The sequence below is a fragment of the Pseudomonas sp. URMO17WK12:I9 genome (genome assembly GCF_900230165.1).
GTDB lineage: Bacteria > Pseudomonadota > Gammaproteobacteria > Pseudomonadales > Pseudomonadaceae > Aquipseudomonas > Aquipseudomonas fulva.
The window spans coordinates 1-17,903 of the sequence record NZ_OCMQ01000019.1 but is presented as its reverse complement, the minus strand read 5'-3'; the positions used below and the strand labels follow the sequence as shown (position 1 = coordinate 17,903).

Below are 17,903 nucleotides of genomic sequence, written 5' to 3'. Positions count from 1 at the left end.
GGCAGCCGTCAGTTCCGCCAGAGACTGTGGCGCTACCGCATACGCCAGAGCATGAGCCGCCGAGGCAACTGTTGGGATAATGCACCGATGGAGCGAGTCTTCCGCAGCTTGAAATCAGAGTGGATACCGACCACGGGCTACCTGACCGGGCAGCAAGCTCAACGAGACATTGGCCAATACCTAATGGGCCATTACAACTGGATCCGGCCTCATCAGTTCAACGATGGACTAGCTCCAGCGAAAGCAGAAGAAAAACTCAAAACCGTGTCCGGGATGAGTTGACCACTACACAGTGGTTGCTGCCTCGTAATTGATTATTACAGTGAGGCTTATAAATGGCATGTATATGAAGCGCCCTTTGTAGGAGCGGGCTTGTCCCGCGATGGAGTGCGAAGCGCTCCCTCATCGCCATCCAGGTAGCACGGCATTATAGTTTCTAAGGTTACCGTTGCCTTGCAGTAAACATGTTCCCGAATCTACCCGCGCTGCTCAAACTCGCGCCTAGGCCTTCAGACGCAAGCACCGGCCGGCGGATTGTAAGCAGCGAATGCCAACGCCACCCCATTTTGCTGTTGCTCAAGGCGACGCTGCGCCTTAGACTGCCGCCCCTTGTTGAAGAGTGCCGACTGGCGCTTGAAAAAATTCCGCTGCCGATGCCTAGGCGTCGGCGGCAAACGAATCGCCTAAATGCACCTATTTTCATAGAGAAATCGATGACCAAGGAACAGTTGCTGGCCATGCCGGCCGATGACTACATGAATGCTGAACAGCTGAGCTTCTTCACTCAGCTGCTACAAGCAATGAAAGTCGAGACCCATGAACGCATCGAGCTGAGCCGTGCCACCATCGAAGGCCTGGATACCCCCTCGGATCCTGCCGATGTAGCATCGGTCGAAGAAGAGCGTAGCTGGCTGGTGAATGCCATCGATCGCGATCAGCGCCTGCTTCCCCAACTGGAGATGGCGCTGGACCGTATCGCCGACGAGAGCTTCGGCTGGTGCGACGACAGCGGTGAACCGATCGGTCTCAAGCGTTTGCTGATCAGCCCAACCACCAAATACTGCATCGAAGCACAAGAGCGCCACGAGCAGCTTGATCGCCATCAGCGTCAGGCCTGAGCCGCTCAGGTTGCCAAGCCCCATGGAGCGATTCGTGGGGCTTTTTGCATTTCAGGCATCAAACCGCAACGCCCCATGCAATTCGCCTGGAGCAGTTGCGCAGTAACCGGCAAGCCTGTTAAAACATGGCGTCTCTCTAGGATTTCACTGTTTTCGGATATCCCGCCGATGATAGTGTGTGAGCCGCCATCAGGCTCCAAGGCCATGCACCCATCCGGAATCGCATTTTCATGGGCATGCAATGTCAGACGTTACGCCGGCAGCGCTTGGGCATGGCCCAAGGGTATGTAAGCGACAACAACGCCGGCCGTTAGAGTAAAAAATCCTGCACGCTGCATCGTCAGCGGGCACAGACATGTCGCCCAGCGTTTTATTAATCTCATTGCCTATCGATTTGAAATGGCCGTGCTTCGCGAGCTCCTGCGAGGGCGGGTTGTAAACGGTTGAGGATTACTTCATTGGCAGTCAGCACTCTTGATACACACGCGTTGTTCGTCCTTGGCGATTTGCGCGGGAAACTGGCCCAGTTGTTCCAGGGTCGATTCGTCTATGTCACCGAGCAAAACCCCGAAGGCCTCTACATGGCCGAGATCGACACGGAAAGTGCGCTGGTGGTCGACGACAAGCAGCGCCTTGAGTTGAAAGTCGGCGATCATTTTCGTGCCGCCGTGCTGCCCAGCCGCGAAGGCGGCAAGCTGGAAATGCGCTTTCGCGATATCAAGCTCAATGTGTATGGGATAGGCGACTACGCGTTCGTATCGGTCCCGGAAGGCGAGGGGGTCGTACTGCGTGAAGGCCATGGCGTGATGCTGGTGTTTGCCGCCGAGCAGCAAATTCAGGAAGGGCTCGGCAAGCTGTTGAAAGCCGTAACCGGCAAGGTTGCTAAATGGCGCAAGGGTGAGCTGACGACGTTCAAGGCAAGCGAGTGACGCTGCCAGAACAAGCGCCTGGATCACGGGAACGCTATCACCGTGAGCACCAGGCGCGCGCCATGGCCGAGGCGCAGCGGCTGCTCGCAGCCCGTGAAGCGATGCGCGGGCGATGGTTGGATTGGGTAGCTGCCCAATTGTATACCCAAGGCCCGCCTCATTACGTCGCCATGGTCAGACGCGCACTGCAGCAGTTGAGTGAGCAACCAGGCTAACTGCGGTCAATTGCCACGGTCCAGACCGCTGCTGACCTCCTCGGGTACCGGCTCTTTGGCCTGACGCTTGCGAAACAGCCCGGCGCGCGCCAGTAACAACGTAGTCACGGGCACCGTGATCGACAGCAGCACGGGAATCAGCCATGCGTGCAGCACCAATGACTCTTTCAGCCATGAAAAGTAGATGATCGAGCCAAGCGCGACGCACCAGGCCCCGATGGTCGAGGCCAGCGCTGGGGGGTGCATGCGTTGGAAATAGTCTTTCAGGCGCAGCAGGCCAATTGCACCGATCAGTGCGAAAAGGCTGCCAGCTACCAGCAGTATGGCTGTGATCATCTCAAGCCAGAACGGCAGATTGAGTGCCTCGGTCATTCGATCACCTCACCACGCAGCAGGAACTTGGCCAAGGCGAAGGAGCCAACGAAACCGAACAACGCAATGAGCAAGGCCCCTTCGAAATAGGTGTCACTGGCATACCTGATGCCCAGTACCAGCATGGTCAGCATTGCCAGAATGTACAGGTAATCCAGGGCCAGAACCCTGTCCTGCGCCGAAGGGCCTCGGAATAGCCGAAGCAGGGTAAGGCACATAGCCAGCGCAAAGATGAACAAGCTGGCGAGAACAGCGTTGGCGAGCAGTCCACTCATTGAAAGATCTCCATCAAGGGACGTTCGTAGACTTCCTTGAAATGCTGGATGAATGCCGCTTCATCATCCAGATCGAATACGTGCAGCAGTAGCACGCTACGGTCCAGGGCCAGTTCCGACCAGATTGTTCCAGGGATCACCGTCGTGATCATGGACAGCGCCGCAAGCCCATGGGGCTCGTGCAGATCCAGGGGAATGTGGACGAAGCCTGAGCGAGGCGGTCGCCTTCCAGCACCCAGAACGCCGCGAGCGACCTGCAGGTTGGACAGGATGACGTCCACCCCAACCCGGCCGATCAGCTTGACGATCACCCAGGGCCGTCGGACGTGGGCATGCTGCGGCCGTAATGGCGCCATCAGCAGCGGAGCCAGTGTCCCCAACACAGCGGCCAGGATGAGGTTACCCGGACTCAGCGAAAGGTTGAGCAACAGCCACAGGCCGAACAGGCATGCCGATAGCAGGGGGGCAGGAAAGAGTCGGCTCATGGCTGCACCTGAACGTCGAGCGAGGTGGGGCCAGGTTTCGGCTGCGCCGCCATGACTGCATCGATATAGGCATCAGGCGCCTGAAGGCTGGCGGCGGTGTCGAGGCTATAACGCAGCAGCGGCTCGGCCTTGAAGCTGAGCAGCATGCACAGGCCCAGCAATATCACGATCGGAAGGCATTCGAAACGCCTGAGCACCGGCGAGGGCCGCTCTTCGGGTTTCCAGAAACGTTGAATGCCGACGCGTCCGAAAGCGATCAGCGATGCCATTCCCGACAAGACCAGCAAGGCCACAAGGCCCCAGCCAGCGGCGCCCAGTGTGTATGGGCTCGGAACCCCCAGACCGTTGGGGTTGAACAGGGCACTGATCAAGTTGAGCTTGGCAACGAAGCCTGAAAGCGGTGGCATGCCGATGATCAGCAGCGCGCAAGCGATGAAGCTCAAGCCCAGAAATGCCATGGTCCATGGAATGACCTGCCCGATGACGGCTTTCTGATTGTCATCGAGGTTGATGCCTTTTGGGGGGTGAAGCGATTCCAGCAAGGCCGGCATGGCGTCTTCTTCCTCGTCCAATGGCAACTCATTGGCAGACCGCGAGCGCTCGATGAGTTCGGCCAGAAGGAACAAGGCGCACAAGGCCAGGGTAGAATTCACCAAGTAGAACAGCGCTGCTCCGGTCAACGCCAATTGTGAGAAGCCCACCGCCCCCAACAAGGTCCCAGCCGATACCAGAATACTCAACGCCGCCATGCGTTCCAGGCGCTGCGCTGCCAGGATCGACACCGCCGCCATGGCCAGGGTCGCCAGGCCTCCGTAAACCAGCCAATCCCCGCCGAAGTGGGCCGATGCCCCCGCTTGCCCGGAGAACAGCAGCGTCCATACCCGCAGCACGGCATACAGCCCTACCTTGGTCATGATCGCAAAGAGTGCAGCCACTGGCGCGCTGGCAGACGCATAGGCTGGGACGAGCCAGAAGTTCAAGGGCCAGATGCCTGCTTTGACCAGAAACGCCATGGCGAGGATCGCTGCGCCTGCATGCAGCAAGCCGCGGTCGGCCTCGGGTACGAGCGGAATCTTCAGGGCCAGGTCCGCAAGGCTCAATGTACCCGTCACGCCATACAGCATTGCCGCGCCAATCAGGAACAACGACGACGCGAAAAGGTTGACGGCGATGTAATGCAAGCCGGCCCGCACGCGTGCGCGGCCGGACCCGTGCAGCAGAAGACCGTATGAAGCTGCCAGCAGCACTTCGAAGAACACGAACAGGTTGAACAGGTCTGCCGTCAGGAATGCGCCGTACAGCCCCATCAGCTGGATCTGGAACAGCGCATGAAAACTTGCACCGGCGCCATCCCAGCGTGCCCGTGCGAACAGCAGGGCGCTTAGCCCGATGATGCCGGTCAGGGTTAGCATCAGCGCCGACAGGTGGTCTAATACCAGCACGATGCCGAACGGGGCTGGCCAGTTGCCCGGCAGGTAGACGCCGATCGATTCTGCCTGGCCCTGGGTACGCACCCAGAGCAGCAGGCTGACGGCGATGCCAAGACCGGCGAAGGTCGACAGCAGGTTCAGCCGTGCCTTGATCAATCGATGCTTTTCGCCCAGCAGCAACATGACTGCCGCTGTAATCAACGGCAGCAGGATAGGGGCAACGATCAGTTGGCTCATGCCGCTCATTCCTCACGCTCCCGGCCATCTACGTGGTCGGTGCCGGTCAGGCCGCGCGATGCCAGCAGCACCACGAGGAACAGGGCGGTCATGGCGAAGCTGATGACGATTGCCGTGAGTACCAGGGCCTGTGGCAGCGGATCGGTGTAGTGCAACAGGTCCTGGGTCACGCCTTCCTTGATGATGGGCTCCTTGCCGATGAACAGGCTGCCCATGCTGAAGATGAAAAGGTTGACCCCATAGGAAAGCAGGCACAAGCCCATGATCACCTGATAGGTGCGCGGGCGTAGCACCAACCAGACCCCGGAGGCGGCAAGCACGCCAATGGCCACTGCGATCACTTCTTCCATCAGGCGGCTCCTGCTTTACGGGTCTTGCCTGGACTGGCCGGGCGATAGGCACGTACCGACTGGTGGGCCAGGGCCGTGAGTATCAAAAGGGTCGAGCCGACGACCACGGTGAACACACCGACGTCGAAGAACAATGCGCTTGCCAGATGGATGTCTCCGAGCAGAGGAAGGTGCAGGTGCGCCGTATGGGTGGTCAGGAACGGGTAGCCGAACACGATGGCGCCGCCACCGGTCAAGGTTGCGCAGAGCAGGCCGGTGCCCATCCAGCGCAAGGGCCGCAGGCGCATCTGCGCTTCTACCCACTGGGTGCCTGCGACCATGTATTGCAGGATGAACGCCACCGAAGTCACCAACCCGGCGACGAAGCCGCCGCCTGGCTGATTGTGACCACGCATGAACAGGTACATCGACACCAGCAGCGCGATTGGCAGCAACAGGCGCACCAGTACAGCGGGCACCATCATGAAGCCCAGTGCGGTATCGGCAGCGTGGCGCGGGTTGATCAGGTCGGTGACGACATCTGGTGCCAACTGGCGCTGCTGGGTCGGCAATTGCATGCTTTCCTTGGGTGGGCGGAAGCGACGCAGAAGCGCGAAAACCGTCAACCCCACCGCGACCAGCACGGTGATTTCGCCCAGGGTATCGAAGCCGCGGAAATCCACCAGCATCACATTGACCACATTGGTACCACCACCTTGTGGCAGCGCGCGGCTCAAGTAGAACGATGAGATGTCATTGGGCGTAGGGCGGGTGAGCATGGCGTAGGACAGCACGGCCATCCCTGCGCCAACCAACACCGCCAGTAGCAGGTCGCGCAAGCGACGCACGCGGGCGCGGTCGAACCTGCCGGGCAGAGGCGACACACCTTCGATACGACGTGGAAGCCAACGCAGACCAAGAAGGATCAGGACAGTGGTCACCACTTCGACGACCAACTGGGTCAGGGCCAGATCAGGCGCGGAGAACCACACAAAGGTGATACAGGTCATCAAGCCGCACACACTGACCATGGTCAGGGCCGCCAGACGGTGGTACTTGGCTTGGTACGCCGCACCGATCGCACAGGCAATGGCGATCACCCAGAGTGCGACGAATACCCCTGACCCCGGGATCTTGGGCCGTTCGCCCCAGGTAAGGCCACTGTAAAGCATGGGTGTCAGGCCGGCGAGGAAGGCGGCTACCACTAGCATGAACAGCTGCGCCTGCAGGCGCCGGCTGGTAAGCAGGTGCTCGATGCGCCGCGCCATCAGCATCAGCTGCACCTGGCCGTACTCAAACAGGCGTTTGCCGTCGAATCGGCCCATCACGGGAGGGCAGGGGAAGCGGCCCCGTCGCAGTTGCTTGCGCAACAGCAGGTACAGAACCACGCCGCCACTCATGGCCACAAGGCTCATGATCAAAGGCGCATTCCAGCCGTGCCAGATGGCCAGGCTGTACTCGGGTAGCGTACCCCCTACCACCGGCAGTGCCGCAGCGGCCAGCAACGGGCCTACGGACTGGGCGGGGAAAATGCCGACCACCAGGCATGTCAGCACCAGCAGCTCGACCGGCGCGCGCATCCAGCGCGGGGGTTCGTGTGGCGTATGCGGCAGGTCTTGGGCGGTGGGGCCGAAGAACACATCGACCGTGAAGCGCAGCGCGTAGGCCACGCTGAAAGTGCCGGCCAGGGTGGCGATCACCGGAAGCATGGCTTCGACCCAGGCGCTGGAAGTGATGAACACGGTTTCGGCGAAGAACATTTCCTTGGACAGGAAGCCGTTCATCAGCGGCACCCCCGCCATGGAGGCGCTGGCGACCATGGCCAGGGTGGCTGTGTAGGGAACCAGCCGGACCAGGCCGCTCAGGCGCCGGATGTCACGCGTACCACTTTCGTGGTCGATGATGCCAGCGGCCATGAACAACGACGCCTTGAAGGTTGCATGGTTGAGAATGTGGAAGACCGCCGCGACGGCGGCCAGCGAGCTGTTCAGGCCCAGCAACAGCGTGATGAGGCCCAGATGGCTGATGGTCGAGTAGGCCAGGAGGCCTTTGAGGTCATTCTGGAACATCGCTGCAAAAGCACCGAGCAGCAGCGTCAGCGCACCAGCACCCCCGACGATCCAGAACCATTCGTCGGTACCCGACAGCACTGGCCACAGGCGCGCCAGCAAAAATACGCCGGCCTTGACCATGGTTGCCGAATGCAAATACGCCGACACCGGCGTGGGTGCTGCCATGGCATGCGGTAGCCAGAAATGGAAGGGAAATTGCGCGCTCTTGCTCAGGGCGCCGATCAGGATCAGGGGCAACAGCACTGGGTAAAGCGCATGCTGGCGTATGGTGTCACCTGCAGCCAGGACCTTGTCCAGGTCATAGCTGCCCACCACATGGCCGAGCAGCAGCGCCCCCACCAGCAGGCACAAGCCTCCGGCACCGGTAACCATCAGCGCCATGTAGGCGCCACGGCGCGCGTCGGCCCGATGATGCCAGTAGCCGATCAAGAGGAAGGAGAAGAGGCTGGTGAGCTCCCAGAAAAACACCAGTTGTAAAAGGTTGCCCGACAGCACCAGCCCCAGCATTGCGCCCATGAATGCAAGGAAGAAGGCAAAAAATCGCGGCACCGGGTCCTGTGGCGACATGTAGTAGCGCGCGTACAGAGACACCAACGTACCGATGCCCAGCACCAGCAGTGAGAACAGCCAGGCAAAGCCGTCCATGCGCAGCACGAAGTTGAGCCCGAGGCTGGGCAGCCACAGGAATTCTTCACGGATGACACCGCCATGGGCCACCTGTGGATAGAGAAGTGCTACCTGGACGGTGCCGACCAAGGCCACGAGCCCGGCGAGTATGGACTCGGCGTTACGTGCGTTGTGCGGCAGCGCGGCTGCCAGCAAACTGCCCACGAACGGCAGAAGCAATAGCACTATCAAAGACATAGAGTTCTATTCTGAGAGGTTTTCCAAGGATCATACGTGCCGGACGGGTCATCGACCAACACACAACCTGTCGCAGAATCCTACAAAAGGGCTGTGACAGGCTGTTTTTTTATAACAGTTTTTTACAAAGGACAGTCGGACCTTTAGAGACCGGTCTTGAGTTGACGTTCATTCTGTGCAAGTTCGGTATCAGCAGGTTCTGGCCTGCGGCGCACTCGCAACTCGCTGATGACCACGGCGATGACGATCAGCAGGCCGCCTAACAGTGCCAATCCCGGCAGGCGTTCTCCCGCTATCCGTCCGACCAGGCCGGCCCAGACTGGCTCACCGGCGTAGATCAGCGTAGCCCGTGTGGGTGATACCGATTTCTGTGCCCAATTCATCGCCACTTGGATCACCGCGCTCATCAGGCCCAAGCCAATCGCACTGCTCAGCAAAAGCCAGGAGAAGTCAGGTACCGATTCCTGGGTAGGCAGCATCATCATGAATGCCAGCACCGAGGCCGTTGCCAGTTGCACCACGGTAACGCGGCGAACGTCGACGCGCCCGGCAAAGCGACTGATCAGAATGATTTCGCCCGCGATGGCGATGGCGCTGACCAGTGTAACCAGCTCGCCTTCGCTCATGTGCAGGCTACCGGCCTGCGGGCCGGCAAGCAGCACCAGGCCAACGAACGCCAGGCCGATCCCAAGGCTGGGCATCAGGCCCGGGCGCCGGCCCAGTACCAGCCATTGCAGCAAGGGTACGAAGGGCACGTAAAGCGCCGTGATGAACGCTGATTGGCTGCTGCTGATCGTCTGCAGGCCCATGGTCTGCAAGCCGTAGCCCAACATGATCAACACGCCAATGCACAGGCCCGCCTTGAATTCGACAAGGGTCAACCCTTGCAAGGCGCGCGCCGAGACCATGCCGACGAACAGGGCAGCCGCGGCAAAGCGCAAACCCACGAAGAACATGGGGCCGCTGACGGCCATCACGTTGTGCACCAGCAGGAAGGTACCGCCCCAGAGCATGGTGATGAACACCAGCACCCACTCGGCTTTGCTGAGACGGAACGAAAACGTGGGGCGTTGCGGGCGTGACTGATTCATGCGGTTGCAGGCTCGTAGGACAGGGCGCACAATCGGCGCAAAGTGGGCAGTATACTGCGCAACAACTAGGGATGAGCAATATAGTGCACAACGACACTTCGCATCGCGCTTCGGTGCTGCAACACGTGAGCTTGAACGTTCGCAGGCTGCGCAATGTGGCTGGCATCAGCCAGGCAACCTTGGCCGAGCGTTCAGGTGTCAGTCGTCGCATGCTGGTGGCGATTGAGGCGGGCGAAAAAAATGTCAGCCTAACCACGCTCGACCTCATCGCCGAGGCGCTCGGGGTGGCGTTCAGTACATTGATCCAGGCGCCTGACCAGCGTAACCCTGGTCGTATCGAAGAGTTGGCCTGGGCGGGTGAACATCCGCAAAGCCGGGCCATCCTGCTGGCAAGCAGCATGGCCCGTCGTGAAGTCGAGCTGTGGGAATGGACGCTGGCGGTCGGCGAGCACTATCGCAGCGAGGCGGATGCCGAAGGCTGGAGCGAGCAGATCTACGTGGTCGAAGGTGTACTGACGCTGATCATCGAGGGTGTCGAGCACCGACTCGAGCAGGGCCGCTTTCACGTATTCGCCAGCAATTGCCGTTACGCCTATCGCAACGATGGCGCGACGGCAGTGAAGTTCGTGCGCAACGTTGTAATCTGAGGGCCGTACTGGCCGAAAGCCGCTCAGGTGCGACCGGCAGTCTCTTCGAGCAGTGCATCAGTGCTGCGCACCGAGGCATAGGCGAACGCCAGGGCCGCCATCGATGCGTCATGCACCTGTGCAGCAGGTACCCATTTCCCGTTGAACTCCAGGGCCAGGGTGGCGCAGGCATCATGGGCGACCGTGACGACATACCCGAGGTCGGCTGCTGCGCGCACCGCCGCATCGATGCACATGTGGCTCATGCTGCCCACGACGGTCAGCGACTTGATACCCTGGCGTTCGAGCGTCGGCGCAAGATCGGTCGAGAGAAAAGCGTTGACCTTGTGCTTGAGAATCACAGCCTCTCCAGGTAACGGGTGAACACGCGGGTGAATGGCTGCGCCCGAAGAGCCTGGGGCAAAGAAGGGAGCGTCGGCGCTGTCGAACTCGTGGCGTACGTGCACGACGAAGTCTTTCGCATCGCGCGCAGCCTGGAGCAGGCGGGCCGCATTTTCAGCGGCGCGCTCGGCGCCCTCCAGTGGCCACCTTCCGCCTGGGAAATAGTCGTTCTGGATATCGATGATGATCAGTGCATGGGTGCTCATGTTGCCTCCAAGGGCAGTGGTTTTGGCGGTTGCTTAGTTATAGGCTGTCGCGCGATAGGCGTGAATCGGCGCGAAAGACACTATGCGGGGCAAAACTGACATGGCTCGTTTTCTGGAGATTGGCCTGCTTCGCTATCCCGATGCACAAGAGGCAGCGATCCACGGCCTGCAAGACCTGTTCGCCGTGGCTAACCGCATGGCTGACACCTTGGGTGCGGCCCAGGCGCCTCGTGTACGTATCAGCGTATGGCGTGTGGGTGCGGAGGGGGAGCTGCTGGCTGAGCCCCCACTAGGGGATGCCAGTGATGCTCGACTGCGTGTTCTGATCATCCCGCCAAGCCTGCATGCCATTCCCGACGACGCCTGCTTGGTTCGCCATCGTTCGGCTTTGTGCCGATTGCATCAGGAGGGCACCGTACTGGCCTGCGTGTGCATCGGGGTATTCTTCATTGCGGCCTGTGGTCTGCTGGATGGACGCACTGCATGCGCTCACCGCAATCATGTGCAGATACTCGAGGCGCGTTACCCGCACACCAGGGCCGAGGTTCAACAGGCGTTGCTCGATGACGGCGATATCGTCAGCTCCGCTGGCCTGATGGCATGGACCACTTTGGGCCTGTGCCTGGTGCAACGATTTATGGGCAATACCGTTGCAGCCGACACCGCGAACTTCCTGGCAGTAGAACCGGTACCTGACGCTTTGCCCGGTACTCGCCTCAACCCGTTGCTCGATCATGGCGATGAAGCCGTCCTGAAGGTTCAGCACTGGTTACAAGCTACAGGCGCACGCACGGCGGACCTCGCAGCGATGGCGGCGCGCGCCTGCCTGGAACCACGCACGTTCTTGAGGCGGTTTCGCTTGGCCACAGCGTTGCGCCCTACCGAGTACTGTCAGCAGATAAGGGTGTGCCGGGCAGCACGTCTGCTGGAGTTCACGCGCAGGACAGTCGACCAGATCGCCTGGGATGTGGGTTATCGGGACCCGGGGGCGTTTCGCAAGGTCTTTCAGCGCGCTACAGGTGTCACCCCCAGTGCGTTTCGGCGGCAGGTGGTGGCACCACAGCCTGGAGGGCAGGTTGAAATGGACAGCGAACCTCTTGACCTCGAGATTGGTTGAGGTTTTAACCTTCCGGGCATTGCGATGTGTATCCCTTGTCAGGAGGTTGTTGATGTCAGGAAGTGTCCCTGCCATCTGGTACACCCAGATGATCGAATATCGGGTCGCCGTCGTCTTTCAGCAGGCATTGGCCCAGGCACTGGTGCTGCGCAGTGAGTCATTGGCAGCAGGCTGTGAAGACCTGCGGGCGGTCAGTGTCCAGGCCAGCGAAGATGGCTGCCGTGTGTTGCAGTCGCTGCAGTGGACCAACCGGGAGGCCAGTGAGGCGGCCATCGAGCAAGTGCTGGACGGGTCGTTTCTGAGCATGCTCCAGCAGTATCATGCCAGCGCCGTGAACTTCACTGCCTTCACGGCGCTGCGGAGTCTGGCTCGCCATCCTGACGGAGCGTTGTACTGCCAGATGGTGTGAGCTTCATGCGTACCAGGGCGCGTAGTGGGGATAGCGGTCCAGGCGAGCACCAATGACCATTTCGCTGATCCATGCCGCCAGCAGTGCGCTGTAGGCCTTCTGGCTTTCTTCGGTGGACAGGCCGTGGTCGGCGCCGTCGACGATCCGGTGGGTGAGCGAGTGGGCACTGCTGAAGGCTGAGCGGTAACTCATCAGCGTGCTGTGGGGGACGTAATCATCGTGCTCGGACTCCACCAGCAGAACATCGCCGCCAAACCCGGCGCAAGCGGCCAGTGCGCGGTTGTCAGATGGCGCCAGGGGGCGACGGCGATAGTCATTGAGCCGTTGTCGGTCCAGGGACTGCTTGGGCGTATTCCACTCCTCGTCCCAGTACATGGCCGGTACCCGCAGGGCCAGCCAGCGGACCGGGCGCATTGATGTCAACAAGGTGGCCAGGTAGCCGCCGTAGCTGCTGCCGATCACGGCGATGGCGTTGGCGTCCACGGTGGGGTGACTGACCAGCCGGTCGTAGGCCGTCAGCAGGTCCTGCAGATTCTGCTCTCGCGTCACTGTCAGACGCTGACTTTGGGTTTTTTCATGGCCACGAAGATCGAAGGTCATGCAGACGCAGCCAAGTCCTGTGATGTGCCGCGCCCTGGCAAGATCGCGTTGCTGGCTACCGCCCCAGCCGTGGACGAACAGGATGCCGGGGATTTTGCTGCCGGGGCTGACCAGGGTCGCGCAGATGGTATCCCCGTTCACCGGCAACTCGATCGTCTCACTCTGAATGGCCAACGTGTCGGAGCTGCGCGTATTTGGTGAGTTGTCCGAGTTCACTGTCATTTCCTTGATAAAAGAGAGTAGCGTGCGCGGGTAGCGCGGGCGTGCCAAACACTTCGTGGGTGCTAGCGCGCACTCGATTGACCAGGCCGTTGGCAGCGAATGCCTGCAGGGCGAGCAATTCGGCGCTGCTGGCACCGCCCATCCGCCAGGATTGCTCCAGCACGCCACTGCGGATCTGACCTTTGGTGTCGGTGCCGCGGGCAATGTCATAATTGCGGCGTGAGGCGATGAAGCCAGGTAAGTGTCGTTCGGCAGCCTGGTCATAAGCCATTGCCTGCTCGATCGCCAGGCGAACGCTGTCTTCCAAGGGCTCGCCCAGCAGAGACGCAAAGCCTCCTCGTACGAAGGTCAGGTCAGAGCCGCCGTACACCTCGATACCTTGGTGATCCTGGGTCAGTTGTTGTGTGCCGTAATAGCTGCACACCAATCCTGCAACCCGTACCTGGCCGACGCTGAACGTCTCGACGTTGTTCAGGTTCTGCTCCAGCACCAAGCCCCAGGTCATGAGTTCTTCGTCATCCACTGAACAGAGCAGGGGTTCGAATTCCTCAAGCGTAGAAAACACCACTTGCCCTCGACCCGCGCATGCGCGCACGGGTTTGAGTCGTGCGGGCCCCTCCACCAAAAGTAGTTGAGCCGCGCGCCGTGCGGTGGCCTTGTCAAACACGGTGTAGCCCTTGAGCAGCGCCTCGCACGCCTGCCGCGCAAATGCTTCAGGCCAATCAGGCTTCGGTGGAGCACCTGGCGGCAGAGGATGCGAAATGGCTTTGGTGGCCATGAAGGGGTGGGCGACGGCACCGCCGAAAAAGTCGGCCTCGCTCTCTATGCCAAGGGCTGTCAGATGGGCCGGGTCAACCAACGGTTGTGTGAGCATGTAGTAATAGGAGGCGTGCGCTTCTGGCGGTCCGTTCAGGTCAACCACGGGGCAACCCAGCAGCTGTGCGAAGCCTTCCGATAGCTTGCGGTAGACGGCGTGCTCGTGATCGGGGGTATGGGGGCGAGTGTCGAGTATCACGACGCCTTGTTTGTGCTGACAGGCATTGGGCATGGCGATCCGCCTTGCAGGGAGACTGTACTGCCTATGAATCCGGGACCTTGGTTAAGTTCAGCATGGCAGGATCGGCGGTACAGTCCGGCGTAGGACCTTTCCCAGAGGCGTGTAGCCCAGCAATTGCTGATTGCAGTACGCGGGTAGCTATTCCATCATCAATTGCTCAGGCATAACCGATGTCGCCACAGAAAAGGGCATGATCGTGCACACCACTCCCCAACAGACCACGGCCCAGCGTCTTGCCGCGATGCGTGCGACCATGGCCGCAGAAGAGCTTGATGCCCTGCTGGTTCCATCGGCCGACCCTCATCTTTCCGAGTATCTGCCAGGGTATTGGCAAGGTCGCCAATGGCTGTCGGGCTTCACCGGTTCGGTTGGCACCCTGATCATCACCCAGCAGTTTGCCGGGCTATGGGTCGATAGCCGCTATTGGGAGCAGGCTGAGCGAGAGCTGGCAGGTAGCGGCATCGAATTGATGAAATTGTCACCCGGGCAGCCGGGCGCGCTGGACTGGTTGGCTGAACAGGTTCAACCACAAGGTTGCGCCGGTGTGGATGGTCGTGCGATGGCCTTGGCTTCGGCGCGCCAATTGCGAGAGCGCCTTGGCCAACGAGGCGCAAGGCTGGTGACTGACCAGGATCTGCTGGGCCGCGTCTGGAGCGACCGGCCGGCGCTACCGTCCAGCCCGGTGTACTCACATCTTGCGCCATACGCGGTGGTGGGCCGTGCGCAGAAGCTGGCACGGGTGCGGCAGGCGATGCAGGCTAAAGGCGCGGACAGTCATTTCATCGCCACCTTGGATGACATTGCCTGGTTGTTCAACTTGCGCGGCAGTGATGTGTCCTACAATCCGGTGTTTCTGGCGTTTGCCCTGATCGATGCGCAGCGTGCGCAGCTTTTCATCGCCTCGGCAAAAGTCGATGAGCCCCTTCGTCAGGCGCTGCGCCAGGATGGCATCGAAGTACGAGACTACAGCGAGGCCGCCCGCGCGCTTGGTCAACTGTCACCTGGAAATCGCTTGTTGGTGGACCCGGCGCGGGTGACGTGCGGATTGCTTGAGCCGCTTGCAGAAGGCGTAGTGCTCGTGGAAGGCCCGAATCCCAGCACCCTGAGCAAAGCGTGCAAGGCTGAGGGCGAGCTTGAGCATGTTCGTCGGGCGATGGAACAGGACGGCGCCGCCTTGTGTGAGTTTTTCGCCTGGTTTGAAGAAGCGCGAGGGAGCCAGGTGGTGACCGAGCTGACCGTCGATGAGCAACTCACTGCGGCGCGCGCCCGGCGGCCGGGCTTCGTCTCACTGAGTTTCTCGACCATTGCGGCGTTTAATGCCAATGGTGCGATGCCCCACTACCGGGCCACCGATCAGTCACACGCGGTGATCGAGGGCGACGGCCTGCTGCTCATCGACTCAGGCGGCCAATACCTCGGTGGGACGACGGATATCACGCGTATGGTCCCCATCGGGCAACCGAGCGATTTGCAGAAGCTCGACTGTACCCGTGTGCTCAAGGGCATGATTGCGCTGTCGCGGGCGACCTTCCCGCGTGGCGTGTTGTCGCCCATGCTTGATGCCATAGCCCGTGCGCCAATCTGGGCCGACCAGGTCGATTACGGCCACGGCACAGGCCATGGCGTGGGCTATTTCCTCAATGTTCATGAAGGGCCCCAGGTGATCGCCTATCTGGCAGCGCCCACGCCCCAGACCGCCATGCAGGAAGGCATGATCAGCTCAATCGAGCCTGGCACCTACCGCCCTGGGCAATGGGGGGTACGTATTGAAAACCTGGTAGCCGCGCGAAGCGTCGGGCGCAGTGCATTCGGTGAATTTCTCGATTTCGAGACGTTGACGCTGTGCCCCATCGATACGCGTTGTCTGTTGTTGGAGCGGCTGACTGAGCAAGAGGTTTGCTGGCTCAATACGTACCACTCCACGGTGCGAGAGCGATTGGCTCCGCTCCTGGAAGGAAAGGCGCTGGCCTGGCTGCTGTCACGTACCGTGGCAATTTAGTGGATGAGGGCAGCCAACAGGCTGCCCCGGTCATTTGCAAATGACGATCATGCTGCGGCTGGTGTAGCCGGCAGGGTTGATGCCGAATAGATAATCGCCGTCCTCTTCGTCGCTGTCGCCTGAGCGGGCGACGACGCGGTACCCGCGGGTGGTGCAGGCGCTCGCGGCCTTGCTGTAGCAGTTGTCCCATGAAGAAGACAGGCCAGAGCAATTGATATGCAGGCCTTTCTTGCCCCGTTTGACCTCGGTCTTAGCCGTGGCGGCACATCCAGCAATAGCCAAGATGGCCAGGATGAGCAAAATACGTTTCATTCCTGTCCTTAAATGCAGGACGGATCAGCTGGCTGGGTCCGTCGTTTTCGCTCGGGTTCGTCCTGAAGAGTACAGCGTCCCTATTCGACTGCGCTGGGACAGCTTAATCAGCGAGCGGTGACGCCACAACACCCACGCAGCCTCCGATGAAAGTTTTTCCCTGTCAATCGGCAACTATCGCGGGTCCTGGGCCATGGCGCATGGACAGAGTCGTGCCCACGGAGGCCGCGATGATTGCGCCGATGGCGAGCCATTGCGTAAATGACAGCACTTCGCCCAGGAACAGCAGCCCGGACAAGGCGCCGAAGGCAGGCTCGATGCTCATCAGGGTGCCGAAGGTGCGCGCGGGCATGCGCGTGAGCGCAACCATTTCCAGGCTATAGGGAAGGGCGGTAGACAATACCGCCACAGCGATCGCCATGGGGATGACCGCGGGCGTCAGCAGCAGGCTACCGGCATGCACGATGCCAATCGGTGCGATGAACAGTGCTGCGACCAGCACCCCCAGCGCTGCGCTTTGCACGCCATGTTCAGCACCAGCCCGTTGGCCGAAGACTATATAGAGTGCCCAGCACGCCCCCGCGCCGATTGCGTAGCACGCGCCCAGTGGGTCCAGCGCCTCTCCGCCATGGCCTGCGGGCAGCAACATCAGTAGACCGAAAATGGCCAGCGCGATCCAGATGAAGTCGATCGCGCGGCGTGAGGCAAATATTGCCACTGCCAGTGGTCCGGTGAACTCGAGGGCCACCGCGATGCCAATCGGCACCGTCTGCAAGGACATATAGAAGAGGAAATTCATGCCGCCGAGCGCCAAGCCATAGATCACGACGTTGCGCAGGGTGCGAGTATTGAAGCGCGCCCGCCATGGCCTTAAGAGTGCAATCATGATCAGGCTGGCGAAAATCAGGCGCAGTGAGGTCGTGCCTTGTGCGCCAATGAGCGGGAACATGCTTTTGGCGATTGAAGCGCCGGTCTGAATCGATGCCATGGCGATGAGCAGCAGGCCTATTGGGAATAGCACCGAAGCCAGGCTGCGAGGCGGTTTTGTCATGAGGGCGAATTACCTGAGGGTGTTTTTTGCGCACTATAGTGCGCAATGGTGAGAGAGACAGCAACAGCGCGTTGGGCGTTCCCCTGAAATGACATCCGGAGAAGATTAATGCTTGACGCTGAGAAATTAGTGTCTATAATTCGCCCCACTCCAGCGCAGTCGGGCATCAACTTGACGCGCTGGACGACTGCAAGCCTTTGAAGTTGAACGAGTTTCTCGAAACAAACTTCAAAATAAACGCTTGACAGGCAGTGAGGAAAGCGTAGAATGCGCGCCTCGGTTGAGACGAAACACTCTCAGCCAAACGCTCTTTAACAAATCGAATCAAGCAATTCGTGTGGGTGCTTGTGAGTACGGACTGATAGTCAGAAAGATTATCAGCATCACAAGTGACCATGCGAGAAATCACATAGTCATTTGAGATTGCTGAGCCAAGTTTAGGGTTTCTTAAAAACCCAAGCAGTATTGAACTGAAGAGTTTGATC

General features: G+C 60.3%; 20 protein-coding genes and 1 pseudogene. 8 read left to right on the top strand and 13 right to left on the bottom strand.

The window, feature by feature from the left end:
* The 4 genes from CRP40_RS21485 to CRP40_RS21470 form a co-directional block, all read left to right on the top strand.
* Positions 1-282: integrase core domain-containing protein (locus CRP40_RS21485; RefSeq protein WP_141400920.1), on the top strand; the 282-nt coding region annotated here is incomplete at its 5' end.
* A 431-nt stretch (positions 283-713) separates the two neighbouring features.
* Positions 714-1,118, top strand: a complete 405-nt coding sequence (locus CRP40_RS21480; RefSeq protein WP_023534004.1) for a TraR/DksA C4-type zinc finger protein — start codon at positions 714-716, stop codon at positions 1,116-1,118.
* Positions 1,119-1,576: 458 nt separating this feature from the next.
* The gene (locus CRP40_RS21475; RefSeq protein ID WP_027915746.1) at positions 1,577-2,047 is read left to right on the top strand and encodes a hypothetical protein; all 471 of its coding nucleotides are present in this window, start codon (positions 1,577-1,579) and stop codon (positions 2,045-2,047) included.
* A complete protein-coding gene (locus CRP40_RS21470) occupies positions 2,044-2,262 on the top strand; it encodes a hypothetical protein (protein WP_027915745.1) in 219 nt (72 codons plus the stop codon). The genes CRP40_RS21475 and CRP40_RS21470 overlap by 4 nt, the downstream gene beginning before the upstream one ends.
* A 6-nt stretch (positions 2,263-2,268) precedes the next feature.
* On the opposite strand, the gene CRP40_RS21465 is transcribed toward CRP40_RS21470, so the two are convergent.
* From CRP40_RS21465 to CRP40_RS21435, 7 genes are all read right to left on the bottom strand, one after another.
* Positions 2,269-2,634: a Na+/H+ antiporter subunit G gene (locus tag CRP40_RS21465; protein ID WP_027915744.1), complete on the bottom strand. Its 366-nt coding sequence runs from the start codon at positions 2,632-2,634 to the stop codon at positions 2,269-2,271.
* On the bottom strand, positions 2,631-2,909 hold the full coding sequence (locus CRP40_RS21460) for a K+/H+ antiporter subunit F (RefSeq protein WP_027915743.1): 279 nt from the start codon (positions 2,907-2,909) through the stop codon (positions 2,631-2,633). Before CRP40_RS21460 ends, CRP40_RS21465 begins: the two co-directional genes overlap by 4 nt.
* The gene (locus CRP40_RS21455) at positions 2,906-3,394 is read right to left on the bottom strand and encodes a Na+/H+ antiporter subunit E (protein WP_027915742.1); all 489 of its coding nucleotides are present in this window, start codon (positions 3,392-3,394) and stop codon (positions 2,906-2,908) included. Before CRP40_RS21455 ends, CRP40_RS21460 begins: the two co-directional genes overlap by 4 nt.
* Positions 3,391-5,070, bottom strand: a complete 1,680-nt coding sequence (locus CRP40_RS21450) for a monovalent cation/H+ antiporter subunit D (RefSeq protein ID WP_027915741.1) — start codon at positions 5,068-5,070, stop codon at positions 3,391-3,393. The genes CRP40_RS21455 and CRP40_RS21450 overlap by 4 nt, the downstream gene beginning before the upstream one ends.
* Complete coding sequence (locus CRP40_RS21445) at positions 5,067-5,411, bottom strand: Na+/H+ antiporter subunit C (protein ID WP_023534014.1); 345 nt, start codon at positions 5,409-5,411, stop codon at positions 5,067-5,069. Before CRP40_RS21445 ends, CRP40_RS21450 begins: the two co-directional genes overlap by 4 nt.
* Complete coding sequence (locus CRP40_RS21440) at positions 5,411-8,326, bottom strand: monovalent cation/H+ antiporter subunit A (protein ID WP_027915740.1); 2,916 nt, start codon at positions 8,324-8,326, stop codon at positions 5,411-5,413. The genes CRP40_RS21445 and CRP40_RS21440 overlap by 1 nt, the downstream gene beginning before the upstream one ends.
* A gap of 143 nt (positions 8,327-8,469) precedes the next feature.
* Entirely contained in the window at positions 8,470-9,417 is a 948-nt protein-coding gene (locus CRP40_RS21435) for a DMT family transporter (RefSeq protein WP_027915739.1), read from the bottom strand.
* 83 nt (positions 9,418-9,500) lie between these two features.
* Between CRP40_RS21435 and CRP40_RS21430 the strand changes: the two genes are divergently transcribed.
* Positions 9,501-10,064: an XRE family transcriptional regulator gene (locus CRP40_RS21430; protein WP_027915738.1), complete on the top strand. Its 564-nt coding sequence runs from the start codon at positions 9,501-9,503 to the stop codon at positions 10,062-10,064.
* Between the two features lie 23 nt (positions 10,065-10,087).
* Here the strand turns inward: CRP40_RS21430 and CRP40_RS21425 are convergent, their stop codons facing one another.
* Positions 10,088-10,651, bottom strand: a complete 564-nt coding sequence (locus CRP40_RS21425; protein WP_027915737.1) for a cysteine hydrolase family protein — start codon at positions 10,649-10,651, stop codon at positions 10,088-10,090.
* Between the two features lie 82 nt (positions 10,652-10,733).
* On the opposite strand from CRP40_RS21425, the gene CRP40_RS21420 reads away from it, so the two are divergent.
* Positions 10,734-11,768, top strand: a complete 1,035-nt coding sequence (locus tag CRP40_RS21420) for a helix-turn-helix domain-containing protein (RefSeq protein WP_027915736.1) — start codon at positions 10,734-10,736, stop codon at positions 11,766-11,768.
* 52 nt (positions 11,769-11,820) lie between these two features.
* A complete protein-coding gene (locus CRP40_RS21415) occupies positions 11,821-12,177 on the top strand; it encodes a hypothetical protein (protein WP_027915735.1) in 357 nt (118 codons plus the stop codon).
* A gap of 3 nt (positions 12,178-12,180) precedes the next feature.
* Here the strand turns inward: CRP40_RS21415 and CRP40_RS21410 are convergent, their stop codons facing one another.
* Both CRP40_RS21410 and CRP40_RS21405 read right to left on the bottom strand, forming a co-directional pair.
* The gene (locus CRP40_RS21410; RefSeq protein WP_027915734.1) at positions 12,181-12,951 is read right to left on the bottom strand and encodes an alpha/beta hydrolase; all 771 of its coding nucleotides are present in this window, start codon (positions 12,949-12,951) and stop codon (positions 12,181-12,183) included.
* On the bottom strand, positions 12,935-14,053 hold the full coding sequence (locus CRP40_RS21405; protein WP_027915733.1) for a DUF3182 family protein: 1,119 nt from the start codon (positions 14,051-14,053) through the stop codon (positions 12,935-12,937). The genes CRP40_RS21410 and CRP40_RS21405 overlap by 17 nt, the downstream gene beginning before the upstream one ends.
* A 193-nt stretch (positions 14,054-14,246) precedes the next feature.
* On the opposite strand from CRP40_RS21405, the gene CRP40_RS21400 reads away from it, so the two are divergent.
* Entirely contained in the window at positions 14,247-16,055 is a 1,809-nt protein-coding gene (locus CRP40_RS21400; RefSeq protein ID WP_027915732.1) for an aminopeptidase P family protein, read from the top strand.
* Between the two features lie 30 nt (positions 16,056-16,085).
* On the opposite strand, the gene CRP40_RS21395 is transcribed toward CRP40_RS21400, so the two are convergent.
* The 3 genes and pseudogenes from CRP40_RS21395 to CRP40_RS22125 form a co-directional block, all read right to left on the bottom strand.
* Entirely contained in the window at positions 16,086-16,367 is a 282-nt protein-coding gene (locus CRP40_RS21395) for a hypothetical protein (protein WP_023534016.1), read from the bottom strand.
* Positions 16,368-16,530: 163 nt separating this feature from the next.
* Positions 16,531-17,418, bottom strand: coding sequence for a threonine/homoserine exporter RhtA (gene rhtA, locus CRP40_RS21390; RefSeq protein ID WP_027915731.1), 888 nt, complete (start codon positions 17,416-17,418; stop codon positions 16,531-16,533).
* Positions 17,419-17,584: 166 nt separating this feature from the next.
* Positions 17,585-17,903, bottom strand: a pseudogene (locus tag CRP40_RS22125) (hypothetical protein); the annotation flags it as partial.

What these genes read in the sequence shown, in the direction of transcription:
- CRP40_RS21400 (WP_027915732.1), top strand. Translation starts at nt 14,247, where the DNA reads ATGATCGTGCACACCACTCCCCAACAGACCACGGCCCAGCGTCTTGCC.
- CRP40_RS21420 (WP_027915736.1), top strand. Translation starts at nt 10,734, where the DNA reads ATGCGGGGCAAAACTGACATGGCTCGTTTTCTGGAGATTGGCCTGCTT.
- rhtA (WP_027915731.1), bottom strand. Translation starts at nt 17,418, where the DNA reads ATGACAAAACCGCCTCGCAGCCTGGCTTCGGTGCTATTCCCAATAGGC.
- CRP40_RS21460 (WP_027915743.1), bottom strand. Translation starts at nt 2,909, where the DNA reads ATGAGTGGACTGCTCGCCAACGCTGTTCTCGCCAGCTTGTTCATCTTT.
- CRP40_RS21465 (WP_027915744.1), bottom strand. Translation starts at nt 2,634, where the DNA reads ATGACCGAGGCACTCAATCTGCCGTTCTGGCTTGAGATGATCACAGCC.
- CRP40_RS21455 (WP_027915742.1), bottom strand. Translation starts at nt 3,394, where the DNA reads ATGAGCCGACTCTTTCCTGCCCCCCTGCTATCGGCATGCCTGTTCGGC.
- CRP40_RS21395 (WP_023534016.1), bottom strand. Translation starts at nt 16,367, where the DNA reads ATGAAACGTATTTTGCTCATCCTGGCCATCTTGGCTATTGCTGGATGT.
- CRP40_RS21415 (WP_027915735.1), top strand. Translation starts at nt 11,821, where the DNA reads ATGTCAGGAAGTGTCCCTGCCATCTGGTACACCCAGATGATCGAATAT.
- CRP40_RS21435 (WP_027915739.1), bottom strand. Translation starts at nt 9,417, where the DNA reads ATGAATCAGTCACGCCCGCAACGCCCCACGTTTTCGTTCCGTCTCAGC.
- CRP40_RS21440 (WP_027915740.1), bottom strand. Translation starts at nt 8,326, where the DNA reads ATGTCTTTGATAGTGCTATTGCTTCTGCCGTTCGTGGGCAGTTTGCTG.
- CRP40_RS21450 (WP_027915741.1), bottom strand. Translation starts at nt 5,070, where the DNA reads ATGAGCGGCATGAGCCAACTGATCGTTGCCCCTATCCTGCTGCCGTTG.
- CRP40_RS21445 (WP_023534014.1), bottom strand. Translation starts at nt 5,411, where the DNA reads ATGGAAGAAGTGATCGCAGTGGCCATTGGCGTGCTTGCCGCCTCCGGG.
- CRP40_RS21480 (WP_023534004.1), top strand. Translation starts at nt 714, where the DNA reads ATGACCAAGGAACAGTTGCTGGCCATGCCGGCCGATGACTACATGAAT.
- CRP40_RS21425 (WP_027915737.1), bottom strand. Translation starts at nt 10,651, where the DNA reads ATGAGCACCCATGCACTGATCATCATCGATATCCAGAACGACTATTTC.